The sequence below is a fragment of the Rhizobium sp. P1_B8 genome, assembly GCF_056406515.1.
Genome location: NZ_JBFTZZ010000001.1, coordinates 253,175 through 269,400, shown reverse-complemented (window position 1 = coordinate 269,400; position 16,226 = coordinate 253,175). Strand labels below are relative to the sequence as shown.

The following is a 16,226-nucleotide window of genomic DNA, read 5'->3' as shown; positions in this document are numbered from 1 at the left end:
CACTCTTCGAACATGGCGCCGATGAAGATCGTCACATCGCGGTCTCGAACGCCTGATCGCCATCAGGCGAGAAAACCGGCAGACAAGAAAGAGGCGGGGTGATGCCCCGCCTTTTCCAATCTTGGATAACCCGACTAGTGGCTGTCCTTGCCAACCGCATTTCCGCGACATCCCTTGAGGAAGTCGAGGTCGGCGCCGGTATCGGCCCCTTCGACATGCTGCTGATGCAGGAAGGCATAGCCGGATGTGGGCAGATCATGGTTCGGCTGCCACTCGGCGAGCCGCCGCGCCAGTTCTTCCTCGGAAATGTCGAGATGCAGGCGACGGTTCGGCACATCAAGCTCGATCATGTCGCCGTTTTTCACAACCGCGAGCGGCCCGCCAACCGCCGCTTCCGGCGAGGTGTGCAGCACGACGGTACCGTAGGCCGTTCCGGACATACGAGCGTCGGAAATGCGCACCATGTCGAGGATGCCTTTCTTGAGCACCTTCGGCGGCAGCCCCATATTGCCGACCTCGGCCATCCCGGGATAGCCCTTCGGCCCACAGTTCTTCATGACCATGATGCAGGTTTCGTCGATGTCGAGGTTATCGTCGTTGATCTTGGCCTTGTAGTCGTCGATGTCCTCGAAAACAACAGCCCTGCCCCGGTGCACCAGCAGATGCGGCGAAGCCGCTGAAGGCTTCAACACCGCGCCCTTCGGCGCGAGGTTGCCGCGCAGCACGACGATGCCGCCCGAAGCTGTCAGCGCCTTTTCGGCCGGCAGGATAACGTCTTCGTTCCAGTTGACGACGTCCTTGACCTCGTCCCAGACGGTCTCGCCGGATACCGTCAGCGCATCCTTGTGCAGGAGACCCGCCTCGCCGAGGCGCTTCAGCACCACCGGCAGGCCGCCGGCATAGAAGAACTCCTCCATCAGGTACTTGCCCGACGGCATCAGGTTGACGATGGTCGGGACGTCACGGCCACAGCGGTCCCAGTCGTCAAGCGAAAGATCGATGCCGACACGGCCGGCGATGGCGAGCAGGTGGATGACGGCATTGGTCGATCCGCCGATGGCCGCGTTGGTGCGGATGGCATTCTCGAAGGCCTGCTTCGTCATGATCTCGGAGGGCTTCAGGTCGTCCTTGACCATCTGCACGATACGCCGGCCGGTAAGCTGCGCCATGACCTTGCGGCGGGAATCGACGCCCGGGATCGCGGCGTTGCCGGAGAGAGCCATGCCGAGCGCCTCGGCCATGGAAGCCATGGTGGAGGCGGTGCCCATGGTGTTGCAGGTGCCCGACGAACGGCTCATCGAGGCTTCCGCCTCGAGGAATTCGGCCTGCGTCATCTCGCCGGCCTTCACCATTTCGGAAAACTTCCACAGATGCGTGCCCGAGCCGACCCGTTCGCCGCGGAAATAGCCGTTCAACATCGGCCCGCCGGTGACGACGATCGAAGGCAGGTCGCAGGAAGCCGCCCCCATGATAAGCGACGGCGTGGTCTTGTCGCAGCCGACCAACAATACGCAGCCATCCATCGGCTGGCCGCGAATTGCCTCTTCCACCGCGAGCGCAGCAAGATTGCGGTACATCATCGCCGTCGGGCGGAAGGTGTTTTCGGATGCCGAGAACACCGGCACCTCAAGCGGGAAGCCGCCGGCCTCCCATACGCCCGCCTTCACCTTTTCAGCGAGCTCTCTGAGATGCCCGTTGCACGGGGTCATATCCGACCAGGTGTTGAGGATGCCGATCACCGGCCGCCCGTCGAACAGGTCGTGCGGATAACCCTGGTTCTTAAGCCAGCCGCGGTGATAGATCACGTCGCGGCTCGTACCGCCGTACCATTCCTGCGACCTCAGCTTGCGCGGCCATTCCGCTTTCTTTTTCATCGTCTCTATCCTTCGGGATATCGCCGGACCGCCTCGTACGGCCCGGTTCATCGCATTTGTCTCAAGCCAGCGTGTAGGCGGTCTTGACGGTTGTGTAGAATTCGGCGGCGTACTTGCCCTGCTCGCGCGGGCCGTAGGACGAGCCCTTGCGGCCGCCGAAGGGAACGTGGAAATCGACGCCGGCGGTCGGCAGGTTGACCATCACCATGCCGGCCTCGGAATTGCGCTTGAAATGCGTCGCATGTTTCAGGCTCGTCGTCGCGATGCCGGCAGAGAGCCCGAACGGCGTGTCGTTGGCCGTCGCCAGCGCCTCGTCGTAATCCTTGACCCGGATCACCGACACAACAGGCCCGAAGATCTCCTCGCGCGAGATCCGCATCTGGTTGGTCGCTTCGGTAAACAGCGTCGGCTGCAGATAGAAGCCGGGCGTTTCGCGGGCGATCACCTCGCCGCCGAAGGCGAGTTTCGCGCCTTCTTTTCTGCCGATCTCGATATAGTCGGTATCGGTCTTCAGCTGCCGCTCATCGACGACGGGGCCGATATGGGTGCCGGCCTTCAAGGCGTTGTCGACGACGAGCGTCTTCAGCTTGTCGGTCAGCGCCGCGACGAACTTGTCGTGGATGCCCTCGGTGACGATAAGGCGCGATGACGCGGTGCAGCGCTGGCCTGTAGAGAAGAAGCCGGAATTGGCGGCTGCCTCGACGGCGACGTTGAGATCGGCATCGTCGAGCACGACCATCGGGTTCTTGCCGCCCATTTCCAGCTGGAACTTGCGGTTATGCTCGATGGAGGCAGCGGCAACGCGCCTGCCGGTGCCGGTGGAACCGGTGAAGGTGATGCCGTGAACGTCGGCGCTTTCGAGCATGGCCTGGCCGACGACCGAACCCTTGCCCATGACGAGGTTCAGCACGCCCTTCGGCAGGCCGGCGCGATGCAGGATATCGACGATCGCCCAGGAACAGGCGGGCACCAGTTCGGCCGGCTTGAAGACGATGGTGTTGCCGTAGCAGAGCGCCGGCGCGATCTTCCAGGCGGGAATGGCGATCGGGAAATTCCACGGCGTGATGATGCCGATGACGCCGAGAGCCTCGCGGGTGATCTCGATGCCGATATTCGGACGAACCGACGGCAGGACCTCGCCGGCGAGCCTCAGCGCCTCACCGGCAAAGAATTCGAAAATCTGCGAAGCGCGGATAACCTCACCGGTGGCTTCCGGCAGGGTCTTGCCTTCTTCGCGGGCAAGCAACGCCCCGAGCTCGTCCTTGCGCGCCATGATCTCGTCGCCGGCCTTCTTCAGGATGACGTGGCGCTCCCAGATGCCCGAACGCGACCAGGCCGGGAAAGCGGCCTTGGCCGCAGCGATGGCGTTTCTCGTGTCATCAGCGCTGCCGTCGGCATAGAGGCCGACGACCTCATTCGTATCCGACGGATTGATGTTCTTCGTCGCGTTCGAGCCGACCCATTCGCCGGCGATCAGATTTTGATAAATGGTCATGGGCTTAACAAGCCTCCTTTACCGTTTACGAGCAAAGATCCGGCCGCCAATGCGGCCAGGCCTTGAATTCAGAGCTGCCTGACGGCGATCTCTTCCTCGGCGGCTATCTTGAGCGGATTACGGAGCGACAGGCCGAAATCGGCGACTTCGATCTCGAAGACATCGCCCTCTTCCGTCTTGACGCCATCGGCAAAGGAAAGGGTCGCCGTGCCGAACATATGGACGTGAACATCGCCCGGAACACGGAAGAGGCCGTATTTGAAGTGGTGATATTCCAGATTGGCGAAGGTGTGCGACATGTTCGCCTCGCCGGACAGGAACGGCTTTTCGAAAATCACCTTGTCGCCGCGCTTGATGCGCGAGGTGCCGCGAATATCGTCCGGCGCCGCGCCGACGCGGATTTCCGGACCATAGGCGGCCGGGCGCAATTTTGAGTGGGCCAGAAAGAGATAGTTGATCCGCTCGGTGACGTGGTCCGAAAACTCGTTCGACAGTGCAAAGCCGATGCGGAACGGCGTGCCGTCCTTGGCGATCACGTAAATGCCAGCCATTTCAGGCTCTTCGCCGCCGTCGAGCGCGAAGGAGGGCGAGATGAGCGGCGCGCCGGGGGCTGCGGCGCCATAGCCGTTGCCCTTGTAGAACCATTCGGGCTGGACGCCCTTTTCGCCGGCCTTCGGCTTGCCGTTCTCGAGGCCCATCTTGAACATCTTCATCGAGTCCGTGAGGGTTTCCTCGGCGGCTTCGGTGGTCTTCTTGTGCATCGAATCGCGCGTTGCCGCCGATCCCAAATGCGTCAGGCCGGTGCCGGTCAGATGCAGGTGGGCCGCGTCAGGATGGGTGATCGGCGGCAGGAAGCGGCCGTCCGCATAGGCCTTCTCAAGATCGACGGCATCGCCGTAGCCATGCGCTTCGATGACCGAGGCAAGCGACTTGCCGCCGTCTGCGGCTTCCATCGCCAGCGCATAGACGCTGACGGCATTCTTGATCGACCTGGCAGCGCCGCCCGCCTCGCGCACGGCGACGATGATCTCTCCGTTTGCACCCTTGATCTGTGAAATAAGCACGTTACTCATCCTTTTCCTTTGGCGATGGCACAGCTACGCCTCTCCGGCTCCATGCGGAGCCGGAATTCAGGTTTCTTATGACTGCGATGCGGGTGCCGAGCTAAGCTCAGCCCTTGTTCTTATTGTAAACGTCGAAGAACACGGCAGCGAGAAGCACCGCACCCTTGACCATCTGCTGCGAGTCGGTGCCGAGACCATGGATCGACATGCCGTTGTTCATGATGCCCATGATCAGAGCGCCGATAACAGCGCCGGTCACCTTGCCGACGCCGCCCTGGGCGGATGCGCCGCCGATGAAGCAGGCCGCAATCACGTCGAGTTCAAGACCGAAGCCGCCCTTGGCCGTCGCCGAATTGAGACGCAGGGCAACGATCAGTCCGGCCAGTCCGGCAAGCAGGCCCATGTTTGCGAAGGTCAGGAAGGTCAGCCGCTCGGTGTTGATACCGGAAAGCTTCGTCGCCTTCTCATTGCCGCCCATGGCGTAGATGCGGCGGCCGATCGTCGTGCGGCGGGTAATGAAGGCATAGGCAGCCACCAGAACGAGCATGACCATCAGCACATTCGGGAAGCCACGATAGATCGACAGCTGGTAGCCGAGCGCCAGAATGGCGAGGGTGACGAGGGCGTTCTGGACGAGGAAAAAGCCCAGCGGCTCGACGTCATTGCCATGCTTTTCATTCGATAGGCGCTTGCGCCATGCCAGATAGAACAGGGTTACGGCGCCGACAACGGTCAGAATGATCGAGGTCGAGTTGATGCCGCCCATATCGAAAGCGTTCGGCAGGAAGCCGATGCTGATCAGCTGGAAAGCCGGCGGGAAAGGACCGATGCTGGTGCCGGTCCCCGATGCCGTCATCACGAACAGCGTCAGGCCGCGGAAGACCAGCATGCCGGCCAGCGTGACAATGAAGGACGGGATCTTGTGATAAGCGACGAAATAGCCCTGGATGCCGCCGACAAGCGCACCCATGGCCAGACATACGATACCCGCCAGGACATAGTTGGTGTGCCATTGCACCGTCATGACGCCGGCGATAGCGCCGATAAAGCCGACGACGGACCCAACCGAAAGGTCGATATGGCCGGCGACGATCACCAGTAGCATGCCGAGCGCCATGATGACGATGAACGAGTTCTGCAGAATGATGTTTGTCAGGTTGAGCGGCCTGAAGAGAACGCCACCGGTCGAGAACTGGAAGAACACCATAATCGCGATGAGCGCGATAAACATGCCGTATTCGCGGATGTTGCCGCGAACGTAGTCTCCGACGGAGACGACACGCCCCTGCTCAGCGATGGGTTGATTGATCGGCGTCATTGTTTCTTCTCCCCTGAGCGCATGATAGCGCGCATGATGGTTTCCTGGCTTGCTTCTCCCTTCGGCAGTTCCGCGACGATGCGTCCTTCGTTCATCACGTAGATGCGGTCACACGTACCGAGCAGTTCGGGCATTTCCGACGAGATCATCAGAACGCCCTTTCCATCGGCGGCAAGCTGGTTGATGATAGTATAGATTTCGTATTTTGCGCCAACATCGATGCCGCGCGTCGGCTCGTCGAGGATCAAAATATCGGGATCCGAGAACAGCCACTTCGACAGCACCACCTTCTGCTGGTTGCCGCCGGAAAGATTGACCGCCTCCTGGAAGATGCTGGAGGAACGGATGCGCAACTTCGACCGATAGTCGGTTGCAACCCTCGATTCCTTGACGCTGTCGATTACGGACGCATTCGACACCGCCTTCAAATTGACGAGCGTCGTGTTGTGCAGGATCGTATCGTTGAGCACGAGACCGAGCTGCTTGCGGTCTTCGGTAACGTAAGCGAGACCTGCATCGATCGCCTTGCGCACGGTGCTGACGTCGACCGGCTTGCCGTGCATCAGCGCCTCGCCCGAAACCTTGTGGCCATAGGCCTTGCCGAAGAGGCTCATGGCGAATTCGGTGCGCCCTGCCCCCATCAGGCCAGCGATACCGACGACTTCGCCCTTGCGGACGGTGACGTTGATATTGTGCAGGACCTGACGGTCGCGGTGCTGCTGGTGATAGGCGTTCCAGTTCTTCACTTCGAGAATGGTTTCGCCGATCGGCACCGAACGCGGCGGATAGCGGTCCTCGAGATCGCGACCGACCATGTTGCGGATGATGATGTCTTCGCTGATCTCGTCCGCATGACAGTCGAGCGTCTTGACGGTCATCCCGTCGCGCAGGACCGTGATCTGGTCGGCGACCTTGCGGATCTCGTTCAGCTTGTGGGAAATGATGATCGAAGTGATGCCCTGCTTGCGGAACTCGATCAGCAGGTTGAGGAGAGCATCGGAATCGCGTTCATTGAGCGAGGCTGTGGGCTCGTCGAGGATGAGCAGCTTGACGCTCTTCGACAGCGCCTTGGCGATCTCGACGAGCTGCTGCTTGCCGACGCCGATATCGGTGACCAGCGTGTTCGGAGATTCGGACAGGCCCACTTTCTTCAGCAGCTGCTTGGTGCGGTTGAATGTCTCGTCCCAGCTGATGACGCCGCTCTTGGCATTCTCGTTGCCAAGGAAGATGTTTTCGCCGATCGACAGCAACGGCACGAGCGCCAGTTCCTGGTGAATGATGACGATGCCGATTTCTTCGGAGTCCTTCAGGACCTTGAAGTTGCGCGTCTCGCCTTCATAGACGATGTCGCCTTCATAGCTTCCCGTGGGATAGACGCCTGATAGCACTTTCATCAGGGTCGATTTGCCAGCCCCGTTTTCGCCCACCAATGCGTGGATCTCACCCTGGCGAACCTTGAGGTTCACATTCTCCAGCGCCTTGACGCCCGGGAACGTCTTGGTGATGCTCCGCATTTCGAGGATAGTATTGTCCATAGTCAAAGTTCCAGCGCCTGCAGCCGTCAAGCGGCTGGGCGATCATAAAATCGAAGACCGGAACCCGCAAGCGCGGGCTCCGGTCCTTCTCATTACTTCAGCTTGTCTTCAGAGTAGTAACCGCTGTCGACGAGGATCTGCTTGTAGTTGGTCTTGTCGACGGCAACCGGCTTCAGCAGATAGGACGGGACGACCTTGACGCCGTTGTCGTAGGTCTTCGTGTCGTTGACCTCGGGCTCCTTGCCCGACATCACGGCATCGACCATGGCAACGGTGACCTTGGCGAGTTCGCGGGTGTCCTTGAAGATCGTCGAGTGCTGTTCGCCAGCGATGATCGACTTGACCGACGGGATTTCAGCATCCTGACCGGTGACGATCGGCAGCGGCTGAGCCGCAGTACCGTAACCAACGCCCTTCAGCGAGGAGATGATACCGATGGACAGACCGTCGTAAGGCGACAGAACGGCATCGACCTTGGCGTCGGTGTAGTTGGCCGAGAGCAGGTTGTCCATGCGGGCCTGGGCCGTTGCCGGATCCCAACGCAGCGTGCCGACCTTGTCCATGCCGGTCTGGCCGGACTTCACGACGAGCTTGCCGCTGTCGATGTAGGGCTGCAGAACGGACATTGCGCCATCGTAGAAGAAGAAGGCGTTGTTGTCGTCAGGCGAGCCGCCGAACAGTTCGATGTTGAACGGGCCCTTGCCATCCTTGAGGCCGAGGCCGTCAACGATGGAGCCAGCCTGCAGAACGCCGACCTGGAAGTTGTCGAACGTCGCGTAGTAGTCGACGTTGCCCGAATCGCGGATCAGACGGTCATAAGCAATGACCTTGATGCCGGCGTCGTGTGCCTTCTGGAGAACGTCAGAAAGCGTCGTGCCGTCGATCGAAGCGATGACGAGAACCTTGGCACCCTTGGTGACCATGTTTTCGATCTGCGAAAGCTGGTTCGGAATGTCGTCGTCGCCATACTGCAGGTCAGTGCCGTAACCGGCAGCCTGGAGCTGCTTGACGATGTTGTTGCCGTCGTCGATCCAGCGGGCAGAAGCCTTGGTCGGCATCGCAATACCGACAGTGCCCTTATCCGCGGCCAGAGCCGGTGCAACGAACGAAGCGACGCCGAAGGCAGCCGCGGCCATCAATGAGATAATGGATTTCATTTCTCTCTCCCTTGTTAATAAGCAGCGGACGAAAAATCGCCCGCCCCGAAACTGTGGCAGGTTCCGTATTGGATAGTTACTTCAGATGGTGAGAAACGAAGTAGGTCTCCTCCACGATCTCACACGTGTTGAGTGCCAACCAGCACACGGCGGCAAACTGGTATGGATTCCTATAACTGTCAAATAGAATAAGTGCTAACGTGCATAACAATTTTGGTATATCGTTAAAAAGTATTACTTTTGATGGAGCGCAGCGAGGAGGCTGCAACCATGACGGTTATTTCTGAGCCATTTTCGATGGATCACGTCGATATCCACAGCGATAATTTCGGCGATGACAGCCTTTTGCGTGCAGGACTTAAGTTGAATCACCTGCGGATGATCGTCGCAATCGAAGATAGCGGACAGATTTCCGCCGCAGCGGAGGTTCTGAACATTTCGCAGCCCGCCGCATCGCGGATGTTGTCCGAAATGGAATCAATCACCAAGACATCGCTCTATGAGCGCGTGGCCCGCGGCGTGGTGCTGACGACCTTCGGCGCAGCCCTTGCCCGGAGAGCCCGGAAGATCCTTTTGGAACTGCGCGAGGCGAGCCGCGAGATCGGCGAACTGAAAAGCGGCAAGGGCGGCTCGGTCTTCATCGGCTCGGTGACGGCGCCGGCCATGAGCCTCGTCGTGCCGGCGATCAACAAGGTGCGCAAGGCCTATCCCGGCATCGAGATCAACATCCAGGTGGAGACGAGCAACGTGCTTGCCCGCGAGCTGCTCGCCGCCCGCCATGACTTCATCATCGGCCGCATTCCCGATGATCTCAACCCGCGCCTGTTCGAGGTGACGGAGATCGGCATCGAGCGGGCTTGCCTGATCGTGCGCAGCTGCCATCCGCTCATGAAGCAAAAGGCCAGCAGCCTTTCCGACGTGAGGGATTATGACTGGGTGTTCCAGCCGCCGGGCACGCTGCTGCGCCGCACGATCGAGGACGTTTTCCTGTCGCAGGGTGTGGCGCTGCCGGAAAATATCGTCAACACCTCCTCGCTGCTTCTGACCTGCGCCATCATCTGCGAATCCGATGCGATCGCTCCGGTCGCCGTCGACGTCGCCCAGTTCCTTGCCAGCCAAGGCTCGAATGCCTCGGACGTATGCATGCTGCCGATCGATTTCGACATCAACGTCAAGCCCTACAGCATGATCACGGCGAGGGAGCGGGCGCTGCCGCCGAGCGCAAGGCTGCTCTACGACATCATCCTCGAGGAGAGCCGCAAGCAGGCCGGCTGACGACACCCGCAAGCCCTGCGCCATCTTGCTCTCTTCTAATGCGCCTGGAGCAATTCCAGCAAAAGTGTGCAGCGGTTTTGCGTCCGCAATTGCGTGAACAAGGAGATGAGCATTTCCGTGGTTCGAAGAAAAACGGAAATGCTCTCAAGGAAGGCGGATGCTGTTCGGGCAGTCGGTATTTCAATCAGTCCTCGAGCGGCTGAAGGCGGAAGACGAGATGGCCGAAGACGCCGAAGCGCCGGCCGCCCATCGCGTGTCCGGCCTCGGCACCGGGCTTGCCTTCGATGTCATGGAGGGCGTCTCAGTCGCGTCGCAGCGCGTCGGCCAGGCTTATTTCGACAATCTGGATCTCGATGCCGCCGCTGGGGTCGTGGAGAAACCGGCGTCTGCGCCTCCAGCCGGGCCCGTCATGCCGGATCATCTCACCCGCACGGCACCGGAGGAGGTTGCCGCCGAACTGGCGATCTCCGCCGCCGATACGCCACTGACGCTCCGCGAGAAGCGCCGCGCCTTCGCCCGCGCCAATCATCCCGATGGCGTAGAATTGCCCTTCCGTGACAATGCGACGAAGCGCATGATGCTGGCCAATCTGCTGATCGACGAAGCGCTGCGGCGATTGAGCCGCTGACTATTCCGCCTGCCCGTCCTTCGAAGGTTTTTCATCGGTCACAGCGGGTTCGTCCTCGTCCTCGGCGTCAGGCTGCACGGGCGGCTCGATGGCCGGAGGCTGCGGATTGAAGGTCCAGAACAGCATATAGAAGGAATAGGCGCCTGCCCCGCCGGCCAGCACCGCCCAGAACGGATCGCCGGTGACAAGTTCGACCACGGCCCAGCCGAAGCAAACGGCAACGATGGCAATCCGCACCCAGAGGCGCCGATATGCCGGATGATTCGGATCGATGAGTTTCATTCCTGCCCCGCGGTCGCATTTGTCGCACTGCCTTCGGCCCGTGCCGCGATTGTCTCTAGAGCCTTTCCTGGCCAGATTAAAGTAGTCTCTTGGCTGAAAGGCCGGGCACTTTCCGCCAGGATCAGAGGCTATCGGCTCTGCCCTGACCAAAACCTGCTCCGGCAGAATACGTCAATCCGACCATGAAAGGCTCTGGCCGACCATGAAGGGCTCTGGTTCGAATCTTGCAAATGTGAAAGATCCGCGGGCTTGACGCGGTCCACAGAAGATGGAATGAAAATTCCAGAATATTGGCAATTCGGTTTATTTGTTCCGAATTCAAGGGAGGTTAGAATGACAGTGAGATTTGGTCTTCTCGGCGCCGGCCGCATCGGCAAGGTCCATGCAAAGGCCGTCAGCGGCGACGCCAATGCGACGCTCGTCGCGGTCGCCGACGCCTTTCCGCAGGCCGCCGAAGCGATCGCCTCCGCCTATGGCTGCGAAGTCCGCACCATCGAGGCGATCGAGGCAGCCAAGGATATCGACGCCGTCGTCATCTGCACGCCGACGGATACCCATGCCGATCTGATCGAGCGCTTCGCACGCGCAGGCAAGGCGATCTTCTGCGAAAAGCCGATCGATCTCGACGTCGCCCGCGTCAAGGCCTGCATCAAGGTGGTGGAAGAGACCGGCGCCAAGCTGATGGTCGGCTTCAACCGCCGCTTCGACCCGCATTTCATGGCGGTGCGCAAAGTCATCGACGAAGGCAAGATCGGCGATGTCGAAATGGTGACGATCACCTCGCGTGACCCCGGCGCCCCACCGGTCGATTACATCAAGCGTTCCGGCGGCATCTTCCGCGACATGACGATCCATGACTTCGACATGGCCCGCTTCCTGCTCGGCGAAGAGCCGGTGTCGGTTTTCGCGACCGCAGCAGTTCTCGTCGACAAGGCGATCGGCGAAGCTGGGGACTATGACAGCGTTTCGGTGATCCTGCAGACCAAGTCCGGCAAGCAGGCCATCATCTCCAACTCCCGCCGCGCCACCTATGGCTACGACCAGCGCATCGAGGCGCACGGCTCCAAGGGCCTGGTCTCGGCCGAAAACCAGCGCCCGGTCTCCATCGAAGTCGCAAACGGCGAAGGCTACACCCGCCCGCCGCTGCATGACTTCTTCATGACCCGTTATACCGAAGCTTATGCCAACGAGATCGCAGCCTTCATCGCCGCCATCGAGAAGGGCTCCAAGATCTCGCCTTCGGGCGCCGATGGTCTCGCAGCGCTCGCGCTCGCCGATGCCGCGGTTCAGTCCGTTAAGGAAGGCAAGCTTATCAAGATCGGCTGACGGCCCTCTCCCGACCGGAAGCCATGCATGAGATGGCCGGGCACCCGCCCGGCCATTTTGCGTTCGGCAGACATTCAATCAGGCAACGTGCTGTCTCGCGCCCCCTCAAAGTCGCATACTACAGACTAGCCCGTTGCTGCTGCGATCCCCAGACGCCGGTTGAAAGAAACCCTCAATCCGTCTCTTGAGTGGCCGCCGATCCCTGCACGCCCGAGAGCACGATATCCTCGTCGATCACCGACAGCGCCCGGTTCAGATGTCCTTCGAAGACGAGGATCTGCTCGTCGGCCACCACCCTGATCTCGGGCATGCCTTCCATGCGCACGATATGCGACTGCCCCAGACCCTCTTCGATCCCCTGCCGAAGAAGGTCGTAATAGCGGGTGCCCGGCCCGGTGATGGCGATCGGCATGCGCTCCGTCAGGCTCAGCATGCGCGACAGCCCGTTGCCGAGCGCCAGCCCTGCCTGGCGAAAGGCGAAGGCGGGGACGCGGTGGCCCTGGCGCGCCTTGGCGGCGATCTTGTCCAGTTCCGCCACCGGCACGAACTTTGCCGGAATCGTATCGAGCGGCACCTCGAAGGCGCTGCGCAGGATCGCGTAGAAACCGGCATAGGCCTCGATGCAGCCGCGGGTGCCGCAGCGGCAGAGCCCACCATTGGCCATGTGCAGCATGTGCCCGAAATTCGGCGCCGATATCTCCTGGCCCGTCTGGTTTCCGCGCCTGACGATGCCGAGCCCGACGCTATGGCCGAGCGAAAGGGCGGCGAGCGAACGGAAATCGGCGCCTTTCACCATCTCTTCACGCGCGCCGAGCGCTGCCGCGACCAATAGCGTCTCGTTGTCGAGGATCACCTTGGCCTGCCATTCCGGCCGCAGTGCCGATTCGAAATCGATCTGGTCACTGCCGAAAATCGGCGACCAGACGAGAACCGGCTCGGTGGAATTGACCAGCCCCTTGCTGCTGATCGAGATCAGCAGCACCTTTTCTTGGCTGATCTTCGAGCGATCGAGAATACGCAAAAGCCCGGCCCGCACTGCCGCGACGAAGCGGCCAGCACCCGCAGGATCATGCGAACGTTCCTCGCTGAAGCGGTCGATCAGCTTGCCGGCATAATCGACCAGCGAATATTGCACCGCATCCGAGGAGATGATGACGACGATGAGATAGCCGCAATCGCGTCGCTGCCGCAGCAGCACGCGCGGCCGGCCGCGGCCGCTTGCCGGCTGATGTTCAGATTTTTCGATGATCTGGGCTTTTTCCAGCTCAGTGGTGATGGCCGAGATGGTGGCCGATGACAGCCCGGTGAAATCGGATATTTCGGTATGCGCGAGCGCACCGTGGCGACGCAGCACGGACAGCACGAGCACGCTGTTTCTCTGCCGGACCAGCTCCGTGCTCGACTTGGTCAGCATGAACGCCGCCCTCTCTCCCTGCTTGCTCCACCCTTGGTTTCCACTGCATCTCCAGCCGATGTTTCGCAAGGAAATTAAGCCGGCAGTGCAGTGTTGACAGTTGAAAAAATCTCTGACACTAAATTTCTCGACTGTCGAGAAAAAAATCCGAACCTTTCTCGACAGCTTTTCGCGGTGGCCGGAGGAAGCATGGGCTGGGCCGGTCGCAATCCACTCGGGAGGACATTATGAAGTCGATTTTGAAATTGATGGCCGGTGCGGCCATCCTCGTTTCCGTGCATACCGCTGCCATGGCTGCCGATCTCGTCGTCGGTGTTTCCTGGTCGAATTTCCAGGAAGAACGCTGGAAGACGGACGAAGCCGCCATCAAGAAGGCTCTCGAAGCCAAGGGCGCCAAGTATATTTCCGCTGACGCGCAGTCTTCTGCCGCAAAGCAGCTTACCGACGTCGAATCGCTGATCTCGCAGGGCGCCAACGCGCTGATCATTCTCGCCCAGGACTCCGACGCAATCGGCCCGGCGATCGAAAAGGCCGCCGCTGAAGGCATCCCGGTCGTCGGCTATGACCGCCTGATCGAAAACCCGGCTGCCTTCTACATCACCTTCGACAACAAGGAAGTCGGCCGCCTGCAGGCTGAGGGCGTTTTCAAGGCCAAGCCGGAAGGCAATTACGTCTTCATCAAGGGCTCGTCTTCCGATCCGAATGCTGACTTCCTGTTCTCGGGCCAGCAGGAAGTGCTGAAGGCCGCCATCGACGCCGGCAAGATCAAGAATGTCGGCGAGGCCTATACGGACGGCTGGCTGCCGGAGAACGCTCAGCGCAACATGGAGCAGTTCCTGACCGCCAACAACAACAAGGTTGACGCCGTCGTCGCATCGAATGACGGCACCGCCGGCGGCGCGATCGCTGCTCTCGACGCACAGGGCCTCGCCGGCTCCGTTCCGGTTTCCGGCCAGGACGGCGACAAGGCAGCACTCAACCGCATCGCTCTCGGCACGCAGACGGTTTCCGTCTGGAAAGACAGCCGCGAACTCGGCAAGCGCGCCGCTGAAATCGCTCTCGACCTCGCCGGCGGCAAGGATATGAGCAAGATCGACGGCGCCCAGGCTTTCAAGGGCGGCCCCAAGGGCGTCGAAATGCAGTCGGTCTTCCTGAAGCCGCTTGCGATCACCAAGGAAAACCTGAACGTCGTCATCGACGCCGGCTGGATCTCCAAGGCTGAAGCGTGCCAGGGCGTCAAGGCAGACAGCGTCGCTGCCTGCAAGTAAGCCAAGGGCTGTAAACTGAAATTGCCGGCGCCGCAGCGGAACACCGTTGCGGCGCCGGATGCGGATGAGAACTCCAACGACGAAGTTTTCTCCGCCTCGCCGCACCATCGCGGGTTTTCATTCCCTGCCGGAACGGTGTCGCGACGCCACACGACCGGTTTCCGGAAGCATCGCGATGGTGAGTTGAAGAACAGACGCATGACGCCGATGGCAGCCTCTAGCACGCCGGCGCGTCCGTCCAAACAAAGTGGGGGAACGGCAAACCCATGGCCGAAATGGTAAAATCCACAACATCAAGCGGACCGCGAGCGGCGGAAGCCAGTCCGGTGACCCGCTTTTTCCGCGCCACCGAGATCGACACGCGTCTGCTCGGCATGATCGGCGCGCTGATCATCATCTGGATCGGTTTCCACATCATCACCGGCGGTCTCTTCCTGACCCCGCGCAATCTCTGGAACCTCTCGGTCCAGACGACCGACATCGCCGTCATGACGACGGGCATGGTGCTGATCATCGTCACCCGCAACATCGACCTGTCGGTCGGTTCCGTGCTCGGCCTCTGCGGCATGATCATGGGCGTGACGCAGGCCAAGATCCTGCCGGAATATATCGGCTTCGACAGCCCCTTCACCTGGGCGATCACGCTGCTGGTCGGATTGACGGCAGGTTGCCTGATCGGCGCCTTCCAGGGCATCATCATCGCCTTCCTCAACGTTCCCTCTTTCATCGTCACGCTCGGCGGCCTGCTCGTCTGGCGCGGTGCCACCTGGCTCGTCACCAGCGGCCAGACGGTTGCCCCGATGGACCAGACCTTCCGCATCATGGGCGGCGGCGCCGAGGGCTCGATCGGCGCCACCTGGAGCTGGATCGTCGGCATCGGCGCCTGCCTCTTCGTCATCGCAAGCATCGTCGGCTCACGCCGGCAGCGCCGGCGCTTCGGTTTCCCGCGCCGGCCGATGTGGGCTGAATATTTCCTCGCCATCCTGAGCTGCGTGCTCATCCTCGGCGCGGTCTGGATTGCCAACAGCTATTACTGGCCGATCAACATCGCCAAGAAATATGCCGAGACCAACAATATTCCCTGGCCCGAAACCGGCCTGGACATTCCCTACGGCATCGCCGTGCCGGTGTTGATCGCGATCGTCGTCGGCATCATCATGACCTTCATCGCGACAAGGCTGCGCTTCGGCCGCTATGTCTTCGCAATTGGCGGCAATCCCGAAGCGGCCGAGCTCGCCGGCATCAAGACGCGCTGGGTCACCGTACGCATCTTCGCGCTGATGGGCATTTTGGCCGCTATCGCGGCCGCGATTTCCACCGCCCGCCTAAACGCCGCGACGAACTCGCAGGGTACGCTCGACGAGCTCTACACCATCGCCGCCGCCGTCATCGGCGGAACGTCGCTGGCTGGCGGCACCGGCACCATCGCCGGCGCCATGCTCGGCGCGCTCGTCATGCAGTCGCTGCAATCGGGCATGGTGCTCGCGCATGTCGATACGCCGCTGCAGAGCGTCGTCGTCGGCACCGTCCTTGTCGTGGCGGTCTGGCTCGACACCGTCTACCGCGCCCGTGCCAAGTGAGAGGAGCCCC

Annotated in this window: 13 protein-coding genes; 5 read left to right on the top strand and 8 right to left on the bottom strand. The window is 61.0% G+C overall.

Annotated features, from left to right (window positions below; all coding sequences use genetic code 11):
• Positions 1-134 precede the first annotated feature (134 nt).
• The 6 genes from araD to chvE form a co-directional block, all read right to left on the bottom strand.
• Positions 135-1,874, bottom strand: a complete 1,740-nt coding sequence (araD, locus tag AC1D2N_RS01260) for an L-arabinonate dehydratase (protein WP_018243169.1) — start codon at positions 1,872-1,874, stop codon at positions 135-137.
• Positions 1,875-1,935: 61 nt separating this feature from the next.
• On the bottom strand, positions 1,936-3,369 hold the full coding sequence (locus AC1D2N_RS01255) for an aldehyde dehydrogenase family protein (protein ID WP_130652885.1): 1,434 nt from the start codon (positions 3,367-3,369) through the stop codon (positions 1,936-1,938).
• Between the two features lie 68 nt (positions 3,370-3,437).
• Positions 3,438-4,433 (bottom strand): AraD1 family protein, encoded by a 996-nt coding sequence (araD1, locus tag AC1D2N_RS01250; RefSeq protein WP_165403097.1) that lies wholly within the window; start codon positions 4,431-4,433, stop codon positions 3,438-3,440.
• Positions 4,434-4,539: 106 nt separating this feature from the next.
• Entirely contained in the window at positions 4,540-5,751 is a 1,212-nt protein-coding gene (gene mmsB / locus AC1D2N_RS01245) for a multiple monosaccharide ABC transporter permease (RefSeq protein ID WP_018243172.1), read from the bottom strand.
• A complete protein-coding gene (gene mmsA / locus AC1D2N_RS01240) occupies positions 5,748-7,286 on the bottom strand; it encodes a multiple monosaccharide ABC transporter ATP-binding protein (RefSeq protein ID WP_018243173.1) in 1,539 nt (512 codons plus the stop codon). Before mmsA ends, mmsB begins: the two co-directional genes overlap by 4 nt.
• A gap of 92 nt (positions 7,287-7,378) precedes the next feature.
• A complete protein-coding gene (gene chvE / locus AC1D2N_RS01235; RefSeq protein WP_003561803.1) occupies positions 7,379-8,443 on the bottom strand; it encodes a multiple monosaccharide ABC transporter substrate-binding protein in 1,065 nt (354 codons plus the stop codon).
• A 270-nt stretch (positions 8,444-8,713) separates the two neighbouring features.
• On the opposite strand from chvE, the gene AC1D2N_RS01230 reads away from it, so the two are divergent.
• Both AC1D2N_RS01230 and AC1D2N_RS01225 read left to right on the top strand, forming a co-directional pair.
• Positions 8,714-9,718: a LysR family transcriptional regulator gene (locus AC1D2N_RS01230; RefSeq protein ID WP_130652887.1), complete on the top strand. Its 1,005-nt coding sequence runs from the start codon at positions 8,714-8,716 to the stop codon at positions 9,716-9,718.
• Between the two features lie 157 nt (positions 9,719-9,875).
• Entirely contained in the window at positions 9,876-10,346 is a 471-nt protein-coding gene (locus AC1D2N_RS01225; protein ID WP_130652888.1) for a hypothetical protein, read from the top strand.
• On the opposite strand, the gene AC1D2N_RS01220 is transcribed toward AC1D2N_RS01225, so the two are convergent.
• The gene (locus AC1D2N_RS01220) at positions 10,347-10,628 is read right to left on the bottom strand and encodes a hypothetical protein (protein ID WP_028733331.1); all 282 of its coding nucleotides are present in this window, start codon (positions 10,626-10,628) and stop codon (positions 10,347-10,349) included.
• Between the two features lie 333 nt (positions 10,629-10,961).
• Between AC1D2N_RS01220 and iolG the strand changes: the two genes are divergently transcribed.
• Positions 10,962-11,954 carry an inositol 2-dehydrogenase gene (iolG, locus tag AC1D2N_RS01215; protein WP_018243177.1) on the top strand — a complete coding sequence of 331 codons (993 nt, stop codon included), beginning with the start codon at positions 10,962-10,964 and terminating at the stop codon, positions 11,952-11,954.
• A gap of 172 nt (positions 11,955-12,126) precedes the next feature.
• Here iolG and AC1D2N_RS01210 read toward each other — a convergent pair whose 3' ends face one another.
• The gene (locus AC1D2N_RS01210; protein WP_028733330.1) at positions 12,127-13,368 is read right to left on the bottom strand and encodes an ROK family transcriptional regulator; all 1,242 of its coding nucleotides are present in this window, start codon (positions 13,366-13,368) and stop codon (positions 12,127-12,129) included.
• Positions 13,369-13,595: 227 nt separating this feature from the next.
• On the opposite strand from AC1D2N_RS01210, the gene xylF reads away from it, so the two are divergent.
• Complete coding sequence (gene xylF / locus AC1D2N_RS01205; protein WP_018073829.1) at positions 13,596-14,636, top strand: D-xylose ABC transporter substrate-binding protein; 1,041 nt, start codon at positions 13,596-13,598, stop codon at positions 14,634-14,636.
• A 266-nt stretch (positions 14,637-14,902) separates the two neighbouring features.
• Entirely contained in the window at positions 14,903-16,216 is a 1,314-nt protein-coding gene (locus tag AC1D2N_RS01200; protein WP_047618756.1) for a sugar ABC transporter permease, read from the top strand.
• Positions 16,217-16,226 lie beyond the last annotated feature (10 nt).